We start from the raw sequence: 22,456 nt of genomic DNA on the forward strand, positions 1-22,456 counted from the left end.
AAAAACAGGGGCAGCGCCGCTGGCGTTGCCCCTGTCTGATCGTGCTGCCTGAAGCAGCGTATTACGCTTTCGCAGGCGCCTTCAACAATGGCTTCAGATACTTGCCGGTGGCGCTGCCCTTGTTCTTGGCCACGTCTTCCGGCGTGCCCGTCGCCACGATGACGCCGCCGCCGGCGCCGCCTTCCGGCCCCAGGTCGACCACCCAGTCCGCCGTCTTGATGACGTCCAGATTGTGCTCGATGATCGCCAGCGTATTGCCCTGGTCGCGCAGGCGATGGATCACCTTGAGCAGCAGGTCGATGTCGGCAAAGTGCAGGCCGGTCGTCGGCTCATCCAGGATATACAGCGTGCGGCCCGTGTCGCGCTTGGACAGCTCGAGCGACAGTTTCACGCGCTGCGCTTCGCCGCCCGACAAGGTCGTCGCACTTTGTCCCAGCTTGATGTAGCCAAGACCCACGTCCAGCAGCGTCTGCAGCTTGCGCGCAATCACCGGTACCGGCTTGAAGAACTCGTGCGCATCCTCGACGGTCAGTTCCAGCACCTCGGTGATGTTCTTGCCCTTGTAATTCACTTCGAGCGTTTCGCGGTTGTAGCGCTTGCCGTGGCAGACATCGCACGGCACATACACGTCCGGCAGGAAGTGCATCTCGACCTTGATCACGCCATCGCCCTGGCACGCTTCGCAGCGTCCGCCCTTGACGTTGAACGAGAAGCGGCCCGCGCTGTAGCCGCGTTCCTTGGCCGTCGGCACCGTCGAGAACAGATCGCGGATCGGCGTAAACAGGCCCGTGTACGTCGCCGGGTTCGAGCGCGGCGTGCGGCCAATCGGCGCCTGGTCGACCGAGATCACCTTGTCGAAGTGTTCCAGGCCGTGGATCGACGTGTGCTCGGCCGGCTCGGTCTGCGAGCCGTACAGGTGACGCGACAGCGCCGGGTACAGCGTGTCGTTGATCAAGGTTGACTTGCCCGAACCCGAGACGCCCGAGATGCAGGTCATCAGGCCCACCGGCAGCGTCAGGGTCACATCCTTCAGGTTATTGCCCTTGGCACCCGTGATGACCAGCTGGCGCGCCGGGTCGGCCTTGGTACGCTTCTTCGGCACTTCGATCCGGCGCCGGCCATCGAGGTACTGGGCCGTGACCGAATGCTCGTTCTTCATGATCTGCTCGAGCGTGCCTTCGGCGATGATCTGCCCACCGTGCACGCCCGCGCCCGGCCCCATGTCGACGATGTAGTCGGCAGTGCGGATCGCGTCTTCATCGTGCTCGACCACCAGCACGCTGTTGCCGATATCGCGCAGGTGTTTCAGGGTTGCGATCAGGCGATCGTTGTCGCGCTGGTGCAGGCCGATCGACGGCTCGTCGAGCACGTACATGACGCCCGTCAGGCCCGAGCCGATCTGCGACGCCAGGCGAATACGCTGCGCTTCGCCGCCGGACAAGGTGTCCGCGCTGCGGTCGAGCGACAGGTAATCCAGGCCGACGTTGTTGAGGAACTTGAGGCGCGAAATGATTTCCTTGATCACGCGCTCGGCGATGTCCTTCTTGGCGCCGGTCAGTTCCAGCGTTTCGAAGAACTCGAGCGTATCGCGCAGCGGCTTGTCGGACACTTCATAGATCGCACGCTGCTGGGCGCCCTGGCCGATTTTCACGTAGCGCGCTTCGGTGCGCAGACGCGCGCCTTCGCACGACGGACACTTCTTCTCGTTGATGAACTTCGCCAGCTCTTCCTTGACGGCCATCGAATCGGTTTCGCGATAGCGGCGCTGCAGATTGTTGACGACGCCTTCGAACGTGTGTTCGCGAATCACGGTGCGGCCGCGCTCGTTCACATAGCTGAACGGGATCGCCGTCTTGCCCGAGCCGAACAGCACGGCATCCTGCGATGCCGCCGGTAACTTGTCGAACGGTATGTCGAGGTCGAAGTCGTAGTGCGACGCCAGGTTTTGCAGCATCTGGAAGTAGAACTGGTTGCGGCGATCCCAGCCCTTCACGGCGCCGGACGCCAGCGACAGGTGCGGGAAGGCCACGACCCGTTTCGGATCGAAGAACTCGATGTGGCCCAGGCCGTCGCATTCCTGGCAGGCACCCATTGGGTTATTGAACGAGAACAGGCGCGGTTCCAGCTCTTGCAATGAGTAGCCGCAGACATTACAGGCGAACTTGTTCGAGAACACGGTCATGTTCTCGGTGTCCATTTCGTACGCTACCGCGCGGCCATCGGCCAGGCGCAGTGCGGTTTCGAAACTCTCGGCCAGGCGCTGCTTGATGTCCGGATTGACCTTGATGCGGTCGATCACGACGTCGATCGTGTGCTTCTCGGTCTTTTTCAGCTTGGGCAGCTCGTCGATCTCGTAGATCTTGGCCGCGGCCACGCCGCTGGCAATACGGAACCGCACGAAGCCCTGCGCCTGCATCGACAGGAACAGGTCGCCATGCTCGCCCTTGCGGCCGGCCACGACCGGCGCCAGGATCATCAGCTTGGTGCCTTCCGGCATGGCCAGCACCGAATCAACCATCTGCGACACGGTCTGCGCGGCCAGCGGATGGTGCGGGTGCTGCGGGCAATACGGCGTGCCGACGCGCGCATACAGCAGGCGCAGGTAATCGTGGATTTCGGTGACGGTGCCGACGGTCGAGCGCGGATTGTGCGAGGTCGCCTTCTGCTCGATCGAAATCGCCGGAGACAGGCCCTCGATCAGGTCGACATCGGGCTTTTCCATCAGCTGCAGGAACTGGCGCGCGTAGGCCGACAGCGACTCGACGTAGCGGCGCTGGCCTTCGGCATACAGGGTGTCGAAAGCGAGCGACGACTTGCCGGAGCCCGACAGACCCGTGATTACGATCAGCTTGTTGCGCGGCAGATCCAGATTGATGTTCTTCAGATTGTGCGTGCGGGCACCACGAATGCGAATTTCTTCCATTAAGTTGGGCAGACTTTCTATTAGTTTATGTGGGCCACCGTGGCGGAGCCGCGAACGCTAAGCGACCGGGTCAGCGGGCCAATCGGGGAGAACCCGTTAGTGTAGCTGGTTTTTGTTACGGCTGTATATTTGTCCAGTGGTTCTAATGTGCGCATTGCCGGATCGGCAAGCGCATCCGGGTGGCGCGATGGCCTGGACAACGACATGTCCGCCGTATGTGGGTCGCCCTCGGAACGGTTCAATGACAAAGCATTCAGATTCGCAAAATAAATTTCCCTGTCGAGCTATGGAAGAGGTCGGATTGACAACAAAAAGTGGAACATGACGCCAGCATTGCGGCTGACACGCGCCAATAAAACGCTATGGCAAAAGTCGATATCGGCCTCATAATGGTGAGCTGTACTACCACGTTCCCTAACGCCTAGAACCACGCAGAGTCAGGGCTGATCATACCCAGCAGGAGTAATCAAATGGCATCAGTTAACAAGGTCATCATCGTTGGCAACCTCGGCCGCGATCCGGAAGTGCGCTACATGCCGAGCGGCGACGCTATCGCGAACATCGCGGTCGCCACCTCGTACAAATCCAAAGACCGCAACACCGGCGAGCAAAAAGAGCTGACCGAATGGCACCGTATTTCGTTCTTCGGCCGCCTGGCCGAGATCGTCGCGCAATACCTGAAAAAAGGCTCGTCGGTCTACGTCGAAGGTCGCCTGCAGACCCGCAAGTACACCGACAAGGACGGCATCGAGCGCTACGCAACCGATGTCATCGCTGAAAACATGCAGATGCTGGGCGGTCGCCAGGGCATGGGCGGCGACGGCGGCGGCATGGGTGGCGGTATGGGCGGTGGCGGCATGGACGACGACTACTCGGCGCCACAGCAGCCACGCCAGCAAGCGCCACGCCAGGCGCCACCGGCACCGGCAGCACGTCCGCAGCCGAAACCGGCACCGAACTTCTCGGATATGGATGACGACATTCCGTTCTGAGACCGAATGTTGTTGAAGCGATCGAAGCGCCGTGGGTCTGTGACTCACGGCGTTTTTTTATCCGTGCAGGGTGCGCGATAAACTGGCGCATGGCGCGGCTGACATGCGATGCCGGTCAGCCCTGATTGGATAACGATTCGGAGAAACACCTGGATGAACGATCAATCCCGCGCCAGGTGGCGTTGGTCGGCTACGGCACGCGCTTTCTTCACAATGGCAACACACTTGAAAACTGACACCGCCACGACATTCATGACGCAACGCTGCCCCGATGCTTGACCTGACCGATGTCCGAATCTTTATTCAGGCCGTCGACGCGGGCGGATTGTCGGCTGCGGCGCGTCTGCGAGCCATGCCGAAATCGACGATCAGTCGGGCACTGGTGCGGCTTGAAGGCAAGCTCGGTGTCGTGCTCCTCGAGCGCTCGACGCGCGGCCTGCGGCTCAGCGATGCAGGCCAGCTGTTCCTGCCGCACGCGCGCCGTTTGCTTGACAGTGCCGAGGAAGCGCAACTGGCAGTGGATGGTCTGGCAGGCCAGCCGCAGGGGGTGTTGCGGGTGAATGCGGCCTTCACGTTCGCACTGGGCGTCGTTGCACCGATGCTGCCATCGTTCCTGGCGCGGTATCCCGACGTGTCGGTCGTACTCGACAGCGATAGCCGCATCATCGACCTTGCGCGCGGCGATGCGGATGTCGCGATCAGGCTCGGTGCGTTGGCCGACTCCGACCTGATGGTGCGCCGCCTTGGCGTCATCGAACTGTGGCCTTGCGCCAGTGCGGCTTACCTCGACGGGCGGGACGTGCCGGCCACGGTGGCGGAACTGGAGACGCATCGCCTCATCGCTTGCCGCGCAGGGGAAACAAGCTGGAAATTCCGCACGGACGACGGCGCCGAAGCGCATTGTGCGGTCGCGCCGGGAACTGCGATAGCCGAGCCGGCGGTACTCCAGGCAGTGGTGCTGGGCGGTGCCGGGGTAGGGCGGCTGCCTGATTTTCTGGCGAGGCCGCACCTGCAGTCCGGCCATCTGGTCCGCCTGCTCCCCGGGTGGCACAGCGACGGTATTCCAGTCAACGCCCTGTATGCCAGGAACCGCAGCATATCGTCCAAAGTAAGGTTGTTCATCGATGCGCTGCAAGAGCACATGTGGGTTGCGCCCGACGCCAACTCCGGCGCTTAGCCGTTCCGTTGAATGGAACAGCATGTTCCCTTCCGCCAGCCTTATGGTGGCATCAAGCCCGGCATATCATGTGGCCCAACCAAGGAGATCGCATGCAGAACACACCTTACGAACGTTCCCAGCCACAGCGCATCACGCTTGCCGGCATCACCGGCGACCTCGGTGCGCGAATCGGCAGGGCGCTGGTAGCGCAGGGCGCCAGCGTCAACGCCATCGTTCGCCCCGGCACAGCGCCCGACACATTGGCAGCCCTGCGCGCGCTTGGCGTCGATGTCAAAGCAGTGGAGATGCGGGATGCGGCAGCGCTGCGCGCGGCAATGCGCGGGTCGGGTTGCCTCGTGTCGGCACTCAATGGCCTGGCGCCAGTGGTGATCGATACCCAGCAACGTCTGCTCGACGCGGCAGTGGCCGAGGGCGTCGCCCGCTTTATCCCAAGCGACTATTCACTCGACTTCACCAACACGATCCCCGGCGAAAATCGCAACCTCGACCTCCGCCGCCGTTTCATGGCAACACTGGACGCAGCGCCCATCCGCGCCACCTCTGTCCTGAATGGCGGCTTCATCGATCTGCTGGCTGGCCAGGCGCCCATCATCGCCGCCGGAATCCGGCGCGTCATCCACTTCGGCGATGCGCAGCAGCAGCTCGATTTCACCAGCAAGGACGATGTCGCGACGTTCACTGCGGCTGCCGCGATGGACGACACCGCGCCGCGCATTCTTCGTATTGCCGGGGATACCGTGTCGCCTGTCGACCTCGCCCGCATCATGACCGACGTGACGGGCCAGCGCTACGCCACACTGCGCGTTGGGAGCATTGGTGCGTTGTCGGCGATGATCGCGATTACCCGGAAGCTGTCGCCGGCAAGTGACGCGCCGTTTCCTGCGTGGCAGGGCATGCAATATCTACGCGACATGATGAGCGGGCGCGGCAAACTGCACCCGCTGGATAACGATCGTTACGGCGTGCGCGCATGGACGGGCGCGCGTGAAGTGCTTGCGGAAATACATGCGGGCTGAATGCGCGCTGGATTTTGGCAGGCCCTGGTTCACCGCTTCAGGGCGTCACATCGACACCCTTCCAGAACGCGATGTGGCCAGTGATATTTGCCGCAGCGGATTTTGGAGCCGCATACAGCCAGGCCGCATCCTTGTTGACCTTGCCGTTCACCTCGACGTTGTAGTAGCTCGCTGTGCCCTTCCAGGGGCAGTTGGTCGTCGTACTCGAGTCGCTGAAAAACTGGCGATTTAACGAGGCCGGTGGAAAATAATGGTTGTTCTCGACAACGACCGTATCATTCGACTGCGCCAGCACTTCACCATTCCATATTGCTTTCATATGCCCTCCGGTAGCGCTTCGGATCTGAAGCGCAGACCAGTCTACACCCGTCGGGTGAGAGAGATGCAGCAACTCTATCAGCCAGCCATCTCTGAAATCTCGATCAGATTCAGATCCGGATCGCGCACATACACCGAGCGGATCTTGCCGGTTGCCCCAGTCCGCTCCACTGGCCCTTCGACAATGGGCCAGGCGCAGTTGCCCAAGTGCGCAATCACCTGATCAAGCGGCACTGACGCAATGAAACACAGGTCCAGCGCTCCCGGCACCGGCAGGTGCGCCTTCGGCTCGAACTCGGCGCCGCGCTGGTGCAGGTTGATCTTCTGGTTGCCGAATTTGAAGGCGATGCGCCCCGCGCCGAAAGTTTCCAGACGCATGCCCATGACCTCCGTATAGAAATGCTTGGTCGCATCAAGGTCGGTGCAGGTCAGCACCAAATGGTCGAGATGGGAAATCATGGCAGGCGGTCCTTGAATAAAGATGATTACAACTCGGTGCGCAACTCGAACAACTCCGGGAACAGCACGACATCGAGCATCTTGCGCAGATACCCCACGCCGTCCGTGCCACCGGTGCCGGTTTTAAAACCGATCACGCGCTGCACCGTCGTCACATGCCGGAAGCGCCACAAGCGAAACGCCGTCTCGATATCCACCAGCTTCTCACCCAGCTCATACAGCGGCCAGTAGTGGTCAGTATCTCGATACACGACCATCCACGCCGCCTTCACCGACGGATCGGACTGCGTCGCCTGATGCCATGGCCCGGCAAGCCGCGCCGCATCCACCGCCAATCCACTGCGCGCCAGCACCATGATTGCTTCGTCATACAGCGACGGTTTGTCCAGCACGCCCTGCAGCGCCACGTGTGCGTCAGGCTTGTGCTGATGCACCTGCAAATGCGTGACGTTCTTGTTCCCCAGGATGAATTCGATCTCGCGATACTGGTGCGACTGAAACCCCGACGACGCGCCCAGGTACGGGCGGATCGCCGTGTACTCGGGCGGTGTCATGGTCGCCAGCACATCCCATGCATGCACAAGCTGGTTCATGATCGCGGCCACGCGCGCCAGCATCTTCATCGCTGCCGGCAACTGGCCCCGCGCGATGTTGTCGCGCGCGCCGTGCAGCTCGTGCAGCATCAGCTTCATCCACAGTTCGCTGGTCTGGTGCTGGACGATGAACAGCAGCTCGTTGTGCTCGGGCGACAGCGGATGCTGGGCGTTGAGGATCGTGTCGAGCGACAGGTAGTCGCCGTAGCTCATGTCCCTGCTGAAATCGAGCTTGGCGCCGTGGTAGCCGGGCTGCGCGACAGGGCAGCCGCCCGCATCCACATTGTTGTTGGACGAATCCGGATTGACAGGGCGGGGCATCGTGTCCTCTCTTGAGAATCGCTCGAGAATCGCTCAGGTCACCGCAGTGCGCTTGGCATCGACCTGATAGTCGCTGCGGTCCAGGATATCCTTGAGCACCATCACCGCCTGCCACACATCGTCATACCCCGTGTACAGAGGCGTGAAGCCAAAGCGCATCACCTGCGGCTCGCGGTAGTCGCCGATCACGCCGCGCGCGATCAGGGCCTGCATCACCGCGTAGCCATGCGGATGCGTGACGCTCACTTGGCTGCCACGGTCCGCGTGATTGCGCGGTGTGATCAGCGCCAGCGGATGCGCGGCGCATTCCTGTTCGAGCAGCGCCAGGAACAGGTCCGACAACGCCAGCGACTTCTTGCGCAGCGCCGCCATCGTCACGTCCTGGAACACGGCCAGCCCGCATTCGATCAGTGCCAGCGCCACCACCGGCTGCGTGCCGCACATCGCGCGCTTGATGCCGGCCACCGGCGCGAACGCCGGCTGCATTGCGAACGGCTGGCGGTGCGCCCACCAGCCTGTGAGCGGCTGCGTGAATTGCGCGTGGTGGCGCTGCGGCACCCAGATGAACGCGGGCGCGCCCGGCCCGCCGTTGAGGAATTTATAGGTGCAGCCCACCGCGAAGTCGGCCTGCGCGCCATTCAGGTCGACTTCCACTGCGCCAGCCGAATGGGCCAGGTCCCAGATCGCCATCGCGCCGGCGGCGTGGATCTGCGCCGTGATCGTCTTCATGTCGAGCATGCGCCCGGTCCGGTAGTTCACGTGCGTGAGCATCACGACCGCCACCTGTGCGCCGGCATCGCCTTCGAGGGCGGCCGGCAGGTCGGCCCAGCTGTCGAGCAGGCGCAGCTCGTAGCCGCGTTCGAGCCAGCCGATCAGGCCTTCGGCCATGTAGATATCGCTCGGGAAGTTGTCGCGCTCGGTGAGGATGATGCGGCGGGCGGCGTGCGCCGGCGCGTCGGCCTGCATTTTCAGTGACGCAGCCAGCGCCTTGAACAGGTTCACCGAGGTCGAGTCGGTGACCACCACTTCATCGACCGCAGCGCCGATCAGCGGCGCGATCAGGGTGCCCAGGCGCTGCGGCAGGTCGTACCAGCCGGCCGTGTTCCAGCTGCGGATCAGGTCATTGCCCCATTCGGCGGCGATCACGTCCTGCGCGCGTTGCAGGGCCGCGCGGGGGCGGGCGCCGAGCGAATTGCCGTCGAGGTAAATCACGCCGTCCGGCAGCGCAAAGGCATTGCGCTGGGGAGCCAGCGGATCGGCCGCGTCGAGGGCCAGGCAGTCTTGTCGTGTGATCATGTGAACGGTCGCGAAGAAGGAGTGGGTGCCGGCCTGGCCGGACGATACCGCCATTCTAGGCTAGGGAAGCACTGATTTATTCTGGGGGATGGAATTGGCTGCGGAAAAAGCCGCCATGCAAGGCGCAAATCGCAGCAATAGCGAGCTATTGCGAGAATTTGCAACGCCGCAAGGTGGCTATTTTCCGTGCCAAGTCCGCCTCCATGAATTAATCAGTGCTTCCCTAGAGGCCAAAGAATGCGGTGACAGTGGCGCACCCTGGCTGTAGAATCGCGCCCAATCAAGTGAATGGTGCCGTCCTGCTCGTCTGCAGGAAGGTGAAACGGGAAGCCGGTGACGTGTGCGAATCCATCGCACGCCAGTCCGGCGCAGCCCCCGCTGCTGTATGCCTGACGACCCTCGTCGAACGCCACTGTGCCCCGTGCACGGGAAGGCAGGACCCGGGAAGGATGACGGCAAGCCAGAAGACCGGCCTTCACGATGCATTGCGTACGTCCCGGGGTGTGGGCGTGCCGGTTGGTAGTTCGTCGTTCCTTCTGTGTTGCCAATGCGCTCGCGCAGGCGTTCGCACGTACGCGTGCGCATGGCTTGTTGCGTCCAGCGTGGAAGGAAGACGTCTGCCCGTTGTCATGCGCGCTGATGGCGCGCAGCTGAAAGGTCGACGTTCACATGAACACTGCTTCGCTTGCCCGCGCCTGTACTGCGCTGGTGCTTTTGCTCGCGTCCCTGCTCGCCTGCGCCCACAGCCACGCCGCCACCATGTTCGCCGTGGTCACCGAGCGCGCCGCGCCGGGCGCGATCGAGGCTGCCCACCGCCACCTGGCCAGCCACCCGCGCGACCGGATTCAGTTACGCACGCCGGCCCAGTTGATGGCCGCCAGCGAACGCGAGGTGGGCCAGTGGATCGCCGGCGCCGACACGGTGCTGGCAGTGTCCCTGTTCGGCGATCCGGCGCGCCGCATGAAGGATGCGCTGGCGCGTCACGCAAAACCAGGCACCGCGGTGCTGGCCTTCAATGGCGAAGCAAGCCTGAACCTGATGACGCGCGCGGCGCACGGCAGCCTGGCCGGTTTCGCGCCCGAGCTGCTGCGCGAACTCGCAGCCGAAGCCCCGGCGCCTGCCGCGCTGCAGGCGGCAGAGGCCAATCCCGCCGCCCGCCACTGGCTCGCGGCGCGGCGCGTCTGGCAAGCGGGCGGCGTGGACAACACCACCGCCCTCATCGCCAACCTGCTGCATCCATCGACAGCCCTGGGCGCGCCGCTGCCCGAGCCGACACTGCGCCTGCGCGTCGGCCAGAACGAGCTGCAGGATGCCGCGGCCTGGGGCAACGCCGCCAAGCTGGGTCTGAACGACCGCCCGACCGTCGTCGTGCTCGACCTGGCGAACATGGATGGGATGGTGCCGGCTGCGCTGTGCCGTCGTATCGAAGAACAGGGCCAGGCCTGCGTGCAGCTGCTCACACGCTGGGGCGGCGCCTCGCGCGAAGCGCTGGTGCGCCTGCCCGAGCTGATCGCGCCAGCGAAGCCCGCGGCGCTGGTGGTGCTGCAGGACTTCGTCGTCGGCGCCGCCGAAGGCCGCGAAGTCGTCAGCGAAGCCTTCAAGCGCCTCGATATTCCCGTGTTCAAGGCGATCCGCCTGTCGGACCGCACCGCCATGCAATGGCAGCTCTCGCCCGACGGCCTGCCGCCGGACTCGGTCCAGTACCGCGTCGCGCTGCCCGAGCTGCAGGGCATCGGCCAGCCGATGGTGGTGGCGGCGCTGGGCCAGTCGCAGCGCGATCGCCTGACCGGCATCGAGAACCGCCCGCCGGTGCTGCTGCCGGCCGAAGTCGATCGCATGACGGCGCGCGTGAGCCGCTGGCTGGCGCTGCGTGCCAAGCGCAATGCCGACAAGCGTGTCGCGATGGTCTATTACAACCACCCGCCGGGCCGCCAGAATATCGGCGCCGACAACCTGAATGTGCCGGCGTCACTGTTCGACATGCTGCATGCGCTGAAAGCCGCCGGCTACACGGTCGGCGATCTGCCGGCCACGCCCGAAGCGCTGCTCGACATGATCATGGCGCACGGCGTGAACCTGCCCGAAGACCGCGCCGCGCTGCGCGAGATGAGCGCCACCGTCAATAGCGTCAGCGCGGCCGACTACGCGCGCTGGTTCGCGACGCTTGCACCGCGCGTGCAAGGCGAGATGAAGGACGGCATGCTGGGCCGCCTGCATGCCGACGTGCTGGTCGCCGAAGCGCAGGGCGAGCGCGCGCCGGGCCGCAAGCAGGCCGAGACGATCATCAAGGAATTGCTGCACCTGGTCGAAGGTGTCGACCATCCGCAGCGCGTCCAGGCCACACGCGACCTGCATGCGCTCGAAGACGGCTACCGCGCCTGTCTCGATGACAGTAAACCCAGTCCGTGCAAGGCGCTCGCACCACTGTATCGCCGCCTGATCGGCTACGGCATCGAAGGCATGCGCGGCTGGGGCCCGGCGCCCGGCAAGGTGATGGTCGACAGCGGCAAGCTGCTGGTGCCGGGCCTCATGTTCGGCAATGTGTTCATCGGCCCGCAGCCGCCGCGCGGCTGGGAAGTCGATGAAGAACTGCTGCACGCAAATACCAGCATCACGCCGCCGCATCAGTACCTGGCCTTCTACCACTGGATCCGCGACCGCTTCAAGGCCGACGCCGTCGTGCACGTGGGGCGCCACTCGACCTTTGAATTCCTGCCCGGTAAAGCGGTGGGCCTGTCGAGCGACGATTATCCCAGCGTGATCGCAGGCGACCTGCCGGGCATCTACCCGTACATCGTCGACGGCGTGGGCGAAGGCACGCAGGCCAAGCGCCGCGGCCTGGCGATCATCGTCGACCACCTGACGCCACCGCTGGCAACGACGCCGCTGTACGACGAGCTGCTGTCGCTGCGCCAGATCGTCGAAAGTTTCGAAGCCGCGTCGTCCGAATCGCTCAAGACGCAGGCCGCGCAACTGATGCGCGAGCGCGTCGTGGCGCTGAACCTGCGCGCCGAACTCGAAGCGTCGATGTCCGACGTGCTCGAAGTGCGGGGCATCGGCTTTGATGCTGCCGATGACGATTTGCTGGCGCACGAGGTCGGCCATTACCTGACCAAGCTGCAGGAGAAGTTCATGCCGTTCGGCCTGCACGTGTTTGGCCGGCCGTGGGACCAGAAGTCCCTCGACCTGATGCTCGATTCAATGACCAAGAGCGGCATCGACGACCCATCCATCGCCGACAAGCTGCGCGACTCGCCGCGGCGCGAAATGGTGGGTTTGCTCGCGGGCCTGGATGGCCGCTACATTGAGCCGGGCAAGGGCAACGATCCTCTGCGCTCGCCCGAGGCGCTGCCGACGGGCCGCAACTTCCACGCGGTCGATGGCGACATCCTGCCGACGCGCCTGGGTTTCGGGCTGGCACAAAAGATGGCGGCCAAGGCGATGGCGCGCAGCAAGGGCGACGCCGCGCGGGAGCAAGGCAGCGAAGGCATCATCCTGTGGGCGTCGGACGCCGTGCGTGATGAGGGCGTGATGGTCGGCTTCGCGCTGGCCATGATGGGCGCCGAGCCGGTATGGAATGCGCGCGGCATCGTCACCGACGTGCGCCTGGTACCGGGCGCCGTGCGGCGCGATGCGCTGGTGACCACGTCTGGCCTGTTCCGCGACCTGTACCCGAATCTGATCCGCCTGATCGACCGCGCCGGCCGGCTGGCTCTGGCGGCGTCCGCCGAGACGATGGCGCGCCAGGACCCGGTCCTGCGCGAGGCGCTGCAAGCCGCGCTGGCGCCACTCCAGGGCGCCGCCTGGGGTAGTGAGGCCGTGCAGGACAACCGGGTCGCGCGCGAGTGGCTGGTGCGCCAGCGCGCGCTGGTCGCGGGCAGTGCCTCGACCATCGAAGCGGGGCAGGGCGCCGCGCTGCGCGTGTTCGGCGATGCGCCGGGCGCGTACGGCACGGGCGTGAACCGCCTGACCGAACGCTCGGGCGCCTGGCGCGAGCGTGAGGAAATCGGCCGCGCCTACCGCAATCGCATGGGCCACGCGTACGGCCTGGACGCCGACGGCGACGCGCAGCACCGCGCCTTCGACGTGGCGCTGGACGGCATCCACCGCACCTACCACGGCCGCGCCAGCAATCTGTACGGCCTGCTCGACAACAATGACGCCTTCGACTATCTGGGCGGCCTGTCGCTGGCCGTCGAGACGCGCACCGGCCGCGTGCCGGACGCACTGATCCTGCAGCACGGGCGGCCCGGCCAGGCCGACGTCGAGCCGCTGGCCACCGCGCTGCTGGGCGAATTGCGCGGGCGCTTTTTGAACCCGGCGTGGCTGCGCCCGTTGATGGACAACGGCTACTCGGGCGCACGGACGATGGGGCAGGAATTCATCGAGAACCTGTGGGGCTGGCAGGTCACGCGCCCGGACCTCGTGAAAAACTGGGCCTGGGACGAGGTCAAGGCCGTCTACTTCGACGATGTGCACAAGCTCGGCCTGCCCGAATTTCTGGGCCAGCGCCACAACGCGCACGTCAAGGCGCACATGCTGGCCGTGTTCATGGTGGCTGCCGAAAAAGGCTTCTGGAAGACCGACCCGGAAACGATCCGCACGATGGGCGGCGAGCTGGCGCGCCTGGTTGCCGCCAATGGCTTGCCGGGCAGTGGCCACACGTCGCCCGATCACCCGATGTGGGGCTGGCTGGCGCCGCAACTCGATCGCGGCGACGCGCAGCAGCTTGGCGTGACGCTGGCAAAGGCGCGCGGCGAGATGCTGCCGGCGCTTGCGGTCCCGGTGCCGGCCGGCGCGCCGGCAGCGGCGGCATCACCGGCCGCGGCGCCACCACGCGCCGACGCGCAGCAAGGACAGGCGCCTTCTGCGCCCGCACCCGCGGCCCCGCCAGCCATGCGCGTGTATGAACTCAACCAACAACCCGAACCCGCGCCGCTCCCTGGCCTGCGCATCGTGCAGGTCCTGGTCATCCTGGCGACCTGCTTTGCCCTGTTTGCGCTCGGCCTGTGGCGCGGCCGCAGCATCCCTCAACCTGTAAGGAGTACCTCATGATCGATCACTTGTCCTATGCCTGGCTGCACGACGCCGTCAGCTGGCTGCTCACGCCTTCGCTGGTGGCGCTGCTGGCCGGCTGCGCCATTGCGCTGGTCGAATCGGGCATCGCCGTCGGCGAACGCTTTCACGGGCTGGCCCGGCTGCGCGCATCCGGCAACGTCGAGCACGTACAGAAGCTGGCCCGTCACCGTCTGGAGCGCGCCGACCTGCTGGCGCGCATCCCGCCGATGCTGGGCCTGATGGCCACGATCATTCCGCTCGGGCCTGGCCTGGCCGCGCTGGGTGAAGGCGATCCGGCCAAGCTGGCCAGCGCCGTGACGGTTGCCTTCGATGCGACCGTGCTGGGCCTCGTTGCCGGCATTGCCGGCCTGGTGATCGGCAAGCTGCGTCGCCGCTGGTACGAAGAGACGCTGGACGCGATGGAGCCGCTGGCATGAGCGCCCCGGCACGTGGGCGTCTGCGCCTGTACCGCCATCTCGACGCGCGCTTTGACCAGAGCGACGAAGACCCGCGCGCGAGCCTGGTCAACCTGGTCGACGTGATGCTGGTCTTTGCCTGCGGCCTGATCGCGGCGATCGCCGGCTCGCAAGGGGCCATCAAACCACCGCAACCGGTCGAGAAAGGCCGCCAGATCGAGCGCCCCGCCAGCGGCGTCACGCAGGACGGCAGCGGTTACGACCGCGTCGGCGAAGTCTATCGCGATCCAAAAACCGGCAAGCTGGTGCTGATCGAGCCCACGGAAACCCCCGCAAAAAAATAAAGCAGATGATGAAAACAACCTTGTTGCGCGCGCTGCCGGCCACCATCGGCCTGCTGTGCGCCACCGGCGCCTTCGCCCAGGCCGTCCCCACCGTCACCATCCACGCCAGTGCGGACGACGACGGCCTGGCGTTCGACCGCCCCAACAGCACCGGCAGCCGTCTGGATATCAGCACGCTCGACCTGCCCGCCAGCGCCGAGACCATCAGCGCCGCAACGATCGCGGCGCGCGGCGACCTGTCGGTCAAGGACGCCGTGACCCGCACCACCGGCCTGACCGACAGCAGCTCGCCCGGCAGTGGCATCAGCTATTCGGCGCGCGGCTTCAACGGCAACAGCTCGGTCGCGCTGCTGGAAAACGGTCAGCGCCTGCTGGTCGGCTCCGGCACGGCCACCTATCCATCCGATCCGTGGGGTTACGAGACTATCGAGGTGCTGCGCGGCCCCGGTTCGGTGGTCCATGGCAGCGGTACGACCGGCGCCATCATCAATGCCGTGCGCAAGGCGCCGCGCCGTGAAGCGTCGCTTGAAGTGATGGGCGGCATCGGCGGTGGCCAGGCGCTGCGCGCCGGCGTGGGCGCCACCGGCGCGCTGGGCGAGCAGGGCGCATTCCGCATCGATGCCTATGCCGGCCGCAGCGACGGCTTCATCGAACGCGGCGACGCGCGCCACGGCAAGATCCTGACCAGCATGACCACGACGCTGGCGCCAGGTGTGACGCTGTCGGCGCAACTCGATCACGCCGAGCAGGAACCGGTGCGCTACTTCGGCACGCCGCTGGTGAACGGCGCCCTAGCCAAAGCACTGCGTGACGAGAACTACAACGCCGGCGACGCCGTGCTGCGCTACGTCGACGACAAGGCCGTCGCGCGCCTGGACTGGCAGGCTGCCTCGAACCTTGCGATCAGCAATGAGCTGGCGTACTTCAAGGCGCGCCGCGACTGGCGCAATATCGAATCGTACTCCTATGACCCGGTGCGCAATGTGGTCGATCGCAGCGACTACATCGGCATCCGCCACAATCAGGAGCAGACCGCAAACCGGCTGGAAGCGCGTTACCAGCACGGCGCCAACCAGATCGTCGCCGGTTGGGAAGTCTCGACGATCAACTTCCGGCACACGAACAATGCGCCGTACGGCGGCGCGTCGACCGTGGCGCCGACCGGCTTCGATCCGGGCAGTTTCAGCGGCGCGACCGATGCCTTCGTGCCGAACTTCGCGACCGACACGCTGACGCACGCGTTCTACGTGGAAGACGCGTACCGCGTGAACGAGCGCCTGCTGCTCACGGCCGGTGCGCGCCATGACCGCTACCGGGTCGATTATCAGGACTTGCGTGCTGCAAGCGGCAACCACAACGCGACGCTGCGCTCGACCGCTGTGCGCCTTGGCGCGAGCTGGAAGCTGGATCGGTCCACGTCGCTGTACGGCCAGTTCAGCACCGGCAGCGACCCGGTGACGAGCCTCCTGTCGATGAACCTGGCCAACAGCCGCTTCAAGCTCACCGACGCGCGCCAGGTCGAGGCGGGCATCAAGGGGGTGCTGGATGGCGGCGCGGCCGAATGGACCGCGGCGCTGTACCGCATCGAGAAAGACGACATCATCACGCGCGACCCGGACAACGCTGCCATCTCCAGGCAGGGCGGTTCGCAGACGTCGCAGGGTGCGGAAGTCAGCGCCAGCGTGCGCCTGGCGCAGGCCTGGCGGATCGAGGGCAATCTGGCGTACACGAAGGCCGAATTTGATGCGCTGCTTGAGTCGGGCGCAGGGGGAAGCAGCATCTCGCGCGCCGGCAACCGGCCCGCCGACGTACCGAAGCTGTCATCCAACCTGTGGCTGACGTACCGCACCGCAGGTTGGCGCACGAGCGCCGGCCTGCGGTACGTGGGCGAACGCTTCATCAGCAACGCCAATACGCAGACGCTGCCGGCGTACACGACGCTCGACGCGTCGTTCGGCTGGACCGTAAATCGTCATGTGCAGGTGCAGCTCAACCTGCGCAACCTGACCGACCGCCTGTATGCGATCACCGGCTACGGTCCGAGCCAGTCGCTGCTGGGTGACGAGCGGCATGCCGAGCTGACCGTCCACTGGCGTTACTGATCGGGCGTGCGATGGCTTCGATGAAGCGCCAGCTGCACCTGTGGCATCGCTGGCTGGGGATCGGTATCGGCCTGCTGGTGCTGCTGTGGTTTGGCTCGGGCATCGTGATGATGTATGTCCCGTATCCCGAGCTGACCGAGGCGGAGCGCCGGACGTGGCTTGCGCCGCTCGATCCGGCGCGGATCCAGGTGAGCGCGGATGCGGCATGGCGCGAGACGGCATTGCAGGGCATGCCCGATGCGGTGCGCCTGAATACGGTGGCGGGCCGGCCGGCCTGGCATTTTGGCCATGACGGCACGTGGAACTCGGTGTGGGCCGATGATGGCGAGGCGCTCGTGGTCGACGAACTGGTGGCCGCGAGCAGTGCGCGCAGCGCGGCGCCGGATGCGCGCACGCTGTCGTTCGAAGCCATCGACGTGGACCAGTGGACATTCGGCGCGGTGCGCGTGCACCAGCCGCTGCTGCGCGTCACGGCCGACGATGACGTTGGCAGCGTGGTGTACGTCTCGAGCCGCACCGGCGAATTGGTGCGCGACACGATACGCAGCGAGCGCGCCTGGAACTGGGTTGGCGCCGTCGTCCACTGGATCTACGTCACGCCACTGCGCAAGCACAACGAAGCATGGCGCCTGGCCGTGATGTCGACGTCCGGCGTCGCACTGCTGCTGGCCGTGACCGGCATGGTGCTGGGCATCCAGCGGCTGCGCGTGCAGCGCCGCTATGCGGGCGGGCGCATGTCGCCGTACAAAGGGTGGCAGGGCTGGCACCACTGGCTGGGCCTGAGCGGCGGTGTGCTCGTCATCACCTGGCTGTTCAGCGGCTGGCTGTCGGTCGGTCCTTTCGGCTTTCCGTCCAACCCTGGCGCGACCGCGCAGGACCGCCTGGCGTTCGCAGGCGGGGCGCTGACGGGCGATGATCTGGCAATCGATGCGGCCGCATTGCTGCGGGCGCATCCCGGCACGCTCGAACTGGAATGGCGCCGCGTGGGCGGCACGCTGTACCTGAGCGCCCTGGGGCGCACCGTGCGCACGCTGCTGCGCGCGCAGGATGGCGCCGTGTCCAGCGTGCTGCCGCAAGCGCTGCTGCTGCGCAGCGCGCAAGCCATCCGACCTGGTGTGGCGATGACGACGACGATGCTGGGCGACGCTGACGACTATTACTATGGCCACCACAGGCAGGCGTCCTTCCCGGTGCTGCGCACCCGTTTTGCCCTGCCGGACGCGCCGGTGTTCTACATCGATGCGGTGCATGGTCGCGTGGCCGGTTTCGTCGACCGCAACACGCGCTGGAACCGCTGGCTGTTCAACGGCATGCACCAGATGGATTTCGCGTTCCTACGACGCCGGCCGGTATGGGACGTGGCCGTGATTGCCCTGTGCACGCTGGGCGCTGCGTTGACGTCGACCGGGCTGGTGCTGGGGTGGAAGCGTCTGCGAAAGTGGACGTGAGTGACGTGACCAGGCACACGCCGACGTGCGTGGTACGCGATTGAGCGAGGTTGGTTTGAACGCGTGGACGGCATAGCCGTCCACGCTACATCGGAGCGTAGGGTGGATGGCTATGCCATCCACGCGTCCAACGGTCGTCACTGCACCACAAAGCGCGATTGGCTTGCACACCCGATCAGCGCTTCTCCCCCAACCCCGTCGCACTCCAGTAAATCCCACCCAGCAGATGATTCAGGTACTGCGGATCGCGGTACATCTCGCCATTGTGGCCCAGCGTGGTAACGAACACGCGCCCCTGTTCATGCCGGTGGTGCCAGGCGATCGGGTGGTCCTTGCCCATGCCCTTGACCGTTTGCCCCGGCCAGATCTTCGTCGTGTCGTAGCTCGACTCGTCCACGCTCAGCACCGTGTCGATCTTCACCTGATATGGATTGGTGGTGACGTAGAACTCGTCGCTCCAGATCCAGCGTGCGGGCAGGCCGAAGGTGGCGGGGAAGTTCTGGTCGACGACCGTCACCACACCCGTCTGCAGCTTCGGGTGCGGGCCGACCGAGCGGCCCACCATTTTTTCGTACCAGACCCAGTCGTTTGGCGGCGTGATCGCGGCGCGGTGTACGACGATCGCGTTGCCCCCGCCGCGCATATAGGCCTCGAACTTGGCGCGCTGCGCCGCGTTCAGTTCTTCGCCCGGCGTGTTCAGGAACATCACGGCTGCGTACTGCGTCAGGTCGCCCTCGAACACCTGCGGCTTGTTGGTGTAGGTGAGTTCGAACGCGTGCAGCTTGGCCATGCGCTCCAGGCTGTCGCGCGCAATCGGGATGTACTCGTAGTGGTATTTGCCGGGCATGGCCAGCACCAGCAACTTGAACTGGTCCTCGGCCATGCCATCCGCTGCCGCTGCCAGCAACAGCGCTGCGCCCAGCGCCCTGGTGATGCGTCTCATCGTGGTGTCCTCAGTTGATCTGCGTTGCGTACAGCGCGTGGTGGGTCAGGATGAACAGCGTGCGTTGGTTTGCGCCGCCAAACAGCAGTTGCAGCGGCCGCTCCGGCACGTCGATGCGCCCCTTCTGCTTGCCGTCCTTGCCATAGATGAAGACCTGGCCGTTGGCCACATACACGTCGCCATTCGGTGCAACTGCTGCGCCTTCGCCGCCGCGATTGGCCACGAGCTTCAGGTCAGTGATTCCACCGCCAGCGCCCACCACGCCGCTGAAGGTGCGGTTTTCCGAGCCGTTGGTGAATACGACGCGGCCGCCCACCGGGGCCGTGACGAATCCGTGCGTCTGCAGCGAATCGGCCCAGCGCCAGCCCAGATGGTCCTCCGCGCCCTGGCGCAGTACGCGGTAGGCCGGCAGTGCGAGGCTGCCGTCAGGCGAGACGTATTCATTGGCTTTCGGGAGCGCTACGTCGCGCGCGAACATCTCTGCCAGCGTCGTGAATTCGTAGGTATCGGGATTGAGCTGGTCCTTGAATTCGCCGTTCTGCCAGAAGTTGACGGGTACCGCGATGCGGCTACCGTTGCGGGCCGCTACGGGCGTCGGTTGGATCATCGTCATGTCCAGGCCAGGCTTGCGTGGATCGAACGCATACACGCTCGCCTGCGGGCCGTACGACGACAGCACCATCAGGTTGCCGCTGTTGTCGATCGCCAGGTTGACCGGATCGAGCGGCGCATCGCGCACCACGACCAGGCCCGCATCCTTCGTCCAGCTGAAGATGCGCTTCCAGTGGCGGTCGACGAAGTACAGCTTGCCCTGTGCATCGACGGCGCCGCCGGCGATCGAATAGAAGCCGCCTTCGAGCTTGGCCAACTTGCCCAACGGCGCAGGCGCCTTGCGCTGCGCGCCGCTGTAGTCGAACACGGCGAATTCGCGCTCGCGCACATCGAGCTTGTTGGTCACGTCGCGGATCGCGTTCTCGTAGGCGAACTTGCTGGCGCGCAGATAGGTGGCGCAGCCGGCGTCATCGCAGCTGGCAAAGCCGCTCTCGCCGTTCACGTGCACATTACGAAAACGGATGTCGCTGGAGTTGGTGACCAGGATCGCGGCCGGCATCGGCTTGTACGAACGCGTCACGCGGTAGCCGTGGTAGTTCGCGAACAGGATGTTCTTCGAGTTGCGGATTTCGACCGATACCGCGTCGGCGCCGTCGCGTACTTCTTCCTCGGTCTGCGGCGCTAAAAATTCCCAGTTCTGCACGTTGTCCAGCACGATCTCAGCGCGGATGTGGTGCTCGGCCGAGAGTTCGTAGACCTTGCCAGGCGTCGTCGTATTGGTGACGTAGAAGCCGGCCTGCGCATAGCCGCTGGGCGACCAGATACCCGAAAACGTACCGCCGCCGCCGTCGGTCACCCAGACGCTCGGATACTGGCGATCCCAGTGTGCGGTGGTGTCGAATTTGGCGTCCTTCTTGTACGGGTCGGCGCGGCTGCCGTCGTACAGGCGCGTGCCGTGGCCGCCCTGGATGCGTACGTCGTCCACCAGCGACTGCTCACCCGCGCGCCACAGCAGCGCCACGGCGCGGTTGTTGACTTCACCGGTGGCCAGGCCGAGACCCGAGACGATGCCGTCGCCGCCACGTGCGCTCTCTAACAGTGCCTTCGGGCTGCCGATGCCCTGGTACTGCGGCGAGCCATTCGGAATCACGAGTTGCGTCAGGCCCGGATGCAGCGCGATGAGCACCGTGTCCGGTTTCATGCGGATCGTGTCGTTGACGACGTAAAAGCCCAGCGGCAGGTACACCGTGCGCTTGCTGTCGATGGCTTTCTGGAGCGCCGCCGTGTCGTCGGTGCTGCCGTCGCCCTTGGCGCCGTACTCCAGCACATTGGCCCAGTCGTTCGATGCCGGCAGGGCGCGCAGCGCGCGCGTTGGTGCCGCATTGGCCGGCAGCGCCGCCGTCTTGTAGTTGGTCGAGAACTGGCCCGGCTCGCCCATCTGCTGGATGAACAGGCCGTAGTTGAATTCCTTCACCAGGTAGTCGTGGCCCTTGCCGGCCAGCGTCTTGCCACTGTCGCGAAAGCGCACGAACGTCGGCACGTTGCGCGCGCTGGCGTTTTCCATGCCGACCTGCGTGTACACATTGTTCTCGTTGCTGACGATGAGCGCGGCGCGGCTGACGTTCTCGAAGCGCACATCCTTGCCCCACAACCAGTCGCCATAACCACGGTTAATCTCGACCCCGACCGGCGTGTTGCGGATGTCGACATTGACCAGCGTGAGGCTCGCTTCATGTTCGCGGATCGCGGCATCGCGCTGGCCATCGAAGGTCGAATCGAGCAGCGTGAATTGCCAGGCGGGCGAGGTCTTCTCGCTCAGGATGCCGTAGCGACCACCGTGAAAGCGCAGGTTGTAGGCCACGTTGCCGACTTGATAAACGCCTGCCAGGCCCGAGCCGATATGGAAATCGATGTGGCTCAGGTTCGAGTGCTGCGCCGTGTGCATGCGCACCGCGGCGGCGGCCGGGTTGCCGTCCTTGATCTCGAAGTCGACGTTCGACAGCGCCGAATAGAAGGTCGATGAATTGGCGTTGCGTACCGCCTTGCCTTCTTCCGCGCTGAACGGCACGGCGCTCGGCACCGGCATCGGCACCTTGCCTACGCTGTACTGGTCGCCACCAGTGAAGATCACCATGTTTGCGACACCCTTCTGGAAGCCAGGCGTGTTCTCAGCCAGCACGAACACGGGGCGTGTCGGGCCGACACCATACACGCGCACCGCCAGCGGAATCAGGATCGAGCGCGTGACACGATAGCGCCCGGACGGCAGGAACACCACGCCGCCCTGGCCGCCGTTGGCCGCGCTGTTGATCGCCGCCTGCAGCGCAGCACTGTCGTCGGTGACGCCGTCACCGGTGGCGCGCACGACGATCGCGCGCGGGTCGACCGGCATGGCAGGATAGGCCGACAGTGACGCGGCGGATGCGGTGGCGGAGAGAAACAGCAAAAACGCGAGGGCGCGCGACAGTACAAACAGCCTTGTCATCATGGTGGTT

15 protein-coding genes and 1 riboswitch are annotated in these 22,456 nt (G+C 65.2%); of the genes, 8 read left to right on the top strand and 7 right to left on the bottom strand.

Translation table 11 applies throughout. The features are described from left to right. Nucleotides 1-61 precede the first annotated feature (61 nt). Complete coding sequence (gene uvrA, locus AC56LH_RS22065) at nucleotides 62-2,923, bottom strand: excinuclease ABC subunit UvrA (RefSeq protein WP_499649659.1); 2,862 nt, start codon at nucleotides 2,921-2,923, stop codon at nucleotides 62-64. Between the two features lie 470 nt (nucleotides 2,924-3,393). Here uvrA and ssb point away from each other — a divergent pair, with 470 nt between their 5' ends. The 3 genes from ssb (at nucleotide 3,394) to AC56LH_RS22080 (ending at nucleotide 6,111) form a co-directional block, all read left to right on the top strand. Then, nucleotides 3,394-3,915 (top strand): single-stranded DNA-binding protein, encoded by a 522-nt coding sequence (gene ssb, locus AC56LH_RS22070; protein WP_258836787.1) that lies wholly within the window; start codon nucleotides 3,394-3,396, stop codon nucleotides 3,913-3,915. A gap of 271 nt (nucleotides 3,916-4,186) precedes the next feature. After that, the gene (locus AC56LH_RS22075) at nucleotides 4,187-5,092 is read left to right on the top strand and encodes a LysR family transcriptional regulator (RefSeq protein WP_499649661.1); all 906 of its coding nucleotides are present in this window, start codon (nucleotides 4,187-4,189) and stop codon (nucleotides 5,090-5,092) included. Nucleotides 5,093-5,160: 68 nt separating this feature from the next. Continuing rightward, nucleotides 5,161-6,111, top strand: coding sequence for an NmrA family NAD(P)-binding protein (locus tag AC56LH_RS22080; RefSeq protein ID WP_499649663.1), 951 nt, complete (start codon nucleotides 5,161-5,163; stop codon nucleotides 6,109-6,111). Nucleotides 6,112-6,148: 37 nt separating this feature from the next. Here AC56LH_RS22080 and AC56LH_RS22085 read toward each other — a convergent pair whose 3' ends face one another. From AC56LH_RS22085 to kynU, 4 genes are all read right to left on the bottom strand, one after another. Next, nucleotides 6,149-6,430 carry a DUF427 domain-containing protein gene (locus AC56LH_RS22085; RefSeq protein WP_499649665.1) on the bottom strand — a complete coding sequence of 94 codons (282 nt, stop codon included), beginning with the start codon at nucleotides 6,428-6,430 and terminating at the stop codon, nucleotides 6,149-6,151. Between the two features lie 77 nt (nucleotides 6,431-6,507). Continuing rightward, nucleotides 6,508-6,888: a VOC family protein gene (locus tag AC56LH_RS22090; RefSeq protein ID WP_499649667.1), complete on the bottom strand. Its 381-nt coding sequence runs from the start codon at nucleotides 6,886-6,888 to the stop codon at nucleotides 6,508-6,510. Nucleotides 6,889-6,914: 26 nt separating this feature from the next. Then, nucleotides 6,915-7,802, bottom strand: coding sequence for a tryptophan 2,3-dioxygenase (gene kynA, locus AC56LH_RS22095; protein ID WP_499649669.1), 888 nt, complete (start codon nucleotides 7,800-7,802; stop codon nucleotides 6,915-6,917). 33 nt (nucleotides 7,803-7,835) lie between these two features. Beyond that, nucleotides 7,836-9,098: a kynureninase gene (kynU, locus tag AC56LH_RS22100; protein WP_499649671.1), complete on the bottom strand. Its 1,263-nt coding sequence runs from the start codon at nucleotides 9,096-9,098 to the stop codon at nucleotides 7,836-7,838. Nucleotides 9,099-9,370: 272 nt separating this feature from the next. Further along, a riboswitch (cobalamin riboswitch) is annotated at nucleotides 9,371-9,589 on the top strand. Between the two features lie 178 nt (nucleotides 9,590-9,767). Here kynU and AC56LH_RS22105 point away from each other — a divergent pair. Genes AC56LH_RS22105 through AC56LH_RS22125 form a run of 5 tightly spaced genes read left to right on the top strand, consistent with a single transcriptional unit; the run spans nucleotide 9,768 to nucleotide 18,466 of the window. Continuing rightward, nucleotides 9,768-14,153: a cobaltochelatase subunit CobN gene (locus AC56LH_RS22105; protein WP_499649672.1), complete on the top strand. Its 4,386-nt coding sequence runs from the start codon at nucleotides 9,768-9,770 to the stop codon at nucleotides 14,151-14,153. After that, the gene (locus tag AC56LH_RS22110; RefSeq protein ID WP_499455973.1) at nucleotides 14,150-14,593 is read left to right on the top strand and encodes a MotA/TolQ/ExbB proton channel family protein; all 444 of its coding nucleotides are present in this window, start codon (nucleotides 14,150-14,152) and stop codon (nucleotides 14,591-14,593) included. The genes AC56LH_RS22105 and AC56LH_RS22110 overlap by 4 nt, the downstream gene beginning before the upstream one ends. Next, complete coding sequence (locus AC56LH_RS22115; protein WP_343025948.1) at nucleotides 14,590-14,916, top strand: DUF2149 domain-containing protein; 327 nt, start codon at nucleotides 14,590-14,592, stop codon at nucleotides 14,914-14,916. The genes AC56LH_RS22110 and AC56LH_RS22115 overlap by 4 nt, the downstream gene beginning before the upstream one ends. A gap of 5 nt (nucleotides 14,917-14,921) precedes the next feature. Beyond that, on the top strand, nucleotides 14,922-17,018 hold the full coding sequence (locus AC56LH_RS22120) for a TonB-dependent receptor (RefSeq protein WP_499649673.1): 2,097 nt from the start codon (nucleotides 14,922-14,924) through the stop codon (nucleotides 17,016-17,018). Between the two features lie 11 nt (nucleotides 17,019-17,029). Then, complete coding sequence (locus AC56LH_RS22125; RefSeq protein ID WP_499649675.1) at nucleotides 17,030-18,466, top strand: PepSY domain-containing protein; 1,437 nt, start codon at nucleotides 17,030-17,032, stop codon at nucleotides 18,464-18,466. A 175-nt stretch (nucleotides 18,467-18,641) separates the two neighbouring features. Here AC56LH_RS22125 and AC56LH_RS22130 read toward each other — a convergent pair whose 3' ends face one another. After that, the gene (locus AC56LH_RS22130; RefSeq protein WP_499649677.1) at nucleotides 18,642-19,409 is read right to left on the bottom strand and encodes a ThuA domain-containing protein; all 768 of its coding nucleotides are present in this window, start codon (nucleotides 19,407-19,409) and stop codon (nucleotides 18,642-18,644) included. A gap of 10 nt (nucleotides 19,410-19,419) precedes the next feature. Beyond that, nucleotides 19,420-22,449: a glycosyl hydrolase family 28-related protein gene (locus AC56LH_RS22135; RefSeq protein ID WP_499649678.1), complete on the bottom strand. Its 3,030-nt coding sequence runs from the start codon at nucleotides 22,447-22,449 to the stop codon at nucleotides 19,420-19,422. Nucleotides 22,450-22,456 lie beyond the last annotated feature (7 nt).

The organism is Telluria sp. LT1R51-2, assembly GCF_059685775.1.